At 74.0% G+C, this 2,226-nt stretch carries 1 protein-coding gene; it reads right to left on the bottom strand.

The genetic code is table 11. The features are described 5' to 3' along the window. Positions 1–2,226 (bottom strand): ABC transporter permease (locus AC1MIR_RS23200; RefSeq protein ID WP_480030726.1); only part of this gene is annotated, 2,226 nt, incomplete at both ends.

The following is a 2,226-nucleotide window of genomic DNA, read 5'->3' as shown; positions in this document are numbered from 1 at the left end:
GGGGGCTCGGGGCGGGCGCGGCGGGGGGGGGGGGGGGGGGGGTGGCGCGGGGGGGGGGGGGGGGGGGCGGGGGGGCGCCCGCGCCGCGCGCGGCCCACCACCTTCTCGATGCCGAGCACCACGGCGAGCATGATGAAGATCAGGACGGTGGAATAGGCGATGGCCAGCGCCATCTCGCCCGCCTCCACGCGGCCGACGATGTAGACGGTGGCGAGGTTGTGCCGCGCCGAGACCAGGAAGATCACCGCCGAGACCGCCGTCATCGCATGCACGAAGCTGAAGGCGAGCGCGGTGATGATCGCCGGCCGCATCAGCGGCAGCACGACGCGGCGCAGCGTGTCCACCGCGCCCGCGCCCATCGTGGCGCTCGCCTCGTCGAGCGAGCGGTCGATCTGCGCGAGTGCCGCGAGCCCGCCGCGCACCCCGACTGGCAGGTTCCGGAAGACGAAGCAGAGGATGAGGATCAGCGCCGTGCCGGTCAACTCGATCGGCGGCACGTTGAACGCCATGACGTAGGAGACGCCGACCACGGTGCCCGGGATGGCGAAGGACAGCATCGTCATGAATTCCAGCGTGCGCCGCCCGCGGAAATCCTGCCGCGCGATCAGCCAGGCGAGCAGGATGCCGAGGAAGGCGGTGATCGGCGCGGCGATGGCGGCGACCTCGATGGTGGTCAGCAGGCTGTCCCAGGCGGAGCCGCGCAGCGCGAAGCCGTCGCGCCATTCCACCTCGAAGGCGGTCAGGATGTGGCGCCAGGTGAAGCTCATGTCGCCGCGGCCGATGTCGTGGACGAAGCCGCCGACCAGGATCACGCCGTAGACCGCGGCGGTGAAGAGCATCCAGGGCCAGACGACGAGGCCGCAGGTGAGCTTGAGGCCCTTCGGCAGCGGCGCCGGAATGCCGGAATCGCCCTTGCCCGTGACGGTGGTGTAGCGGCGCCGCCCGAGCCAGAGCGCCTGCAGCGCGAAGGCGCCGAAGGTGAGCGCCAGCAGCAGCAGCGCGAGCGCCGCGGCGCGGCCGGGATCGTGCCGCGCGCCGGCGATGGCGAAGAAGATGCGCGTGGAGAGAACGTCGAAGTCGCCGCCGAGCACCAGCGGGTTGCCGAAATCGGCCAGCGACTCGACGAAGCCGAGCAGGAAGGCCGCGGCCAGCGCCGGCTTCAGCAGCGGCCAGGTGACGGTGCGGAAGATGGTGAAGCGCCGCGCGCCCATGGTGGCGGAAGCCTCTTCCAGGCTCGGCGAGATGGCGCGCAGCGCGCCGTCCAAGAGCAGGAAGGCGATCGGCGCCTGCGCCAGCACCTGCGCGAGCAGCACGCCGGGAAGGCCGTAGATCCAGCGGCTGCGGGGGATGTCGAACCAGTCCCACATGAAGGTGGTGACGATGCCGGTGCGGCCGAACAGCACGATCAGCGCCATCGCCACCACGAAGGGCGGCGTGATCAGCGGCAGGATGGTCATGGCGCGGAACAGCGGCGCCGCGCGCACGCCGCCGCGCACCGCCAGCAGCGCGAAGAAGAGGCCGATCATGGTGGAGAGCACGGCCGTGAGCGTCGCCAGCAGCAGCGTGTTCCAGACCACGCCGCAGCCCTCATGCGTGGCGAGGCAGGCGAGGCTCCAGGCCTCGGGCGCGGTGACACGCGCGACCAGCGCGCCGGGCGCGAAGCGCTCGCCCTCGTAGACCGCGGCGCTCAGGATGGTGAAGAGGGGGCCGAAGACGAAGAGCAGCAGCAGGAAGGCGCTGCCCGCGACCAGGAAGGCGACGAAGGCGTCCGCGCCGAAGGCGCCGCGCGCCGCGAGCCCCGAGGCGAGGAGTCCCGTCGCGCCGACCAGCACGAACAGCGCGCCCCAGCCGAGGGAGGGCTGCGGCGGCGGCGTGCCGAGCAGCGGCGCGAGCCAGTGCCAGTCGAGCCCGCGCAGCCCGATGGCCTCGCCCATGGCGAGCGTCCAGAGGATGAGGCCGGCACCCGTCGCCACCAGCAGCCCGCCCGGCGCGCGTCCGCGCAGCAGCGGCGGCGCGGCGAGCACGAGCAGCAGCGCGACCGGCCAGAGCCACCAGCGCGCGCCGGAGAGCAGCAGCGCGACCAGCGGCGCCGCGGTGCCGCCCGGCCAGGCGGCGAGCTCCGCGAGGCCGCCCTCCAGCCCGTGCCACGGCAGCAGCAGCAGGCCGAGCGCGGCGCAGAGCAGCGCCCCGCGGGCCCCCCGCCGCGGCCCCCACGCGCGGTCGCCC

This window comes from Falsiroseomonas sp. RANM36 (genome assembly GCF_056682175.1).
The sequence above is the reverse complement of the archived record's forward strand: the minus strand, read 5'-3'. Positions and strand labels throughout refer to the sequence as shown.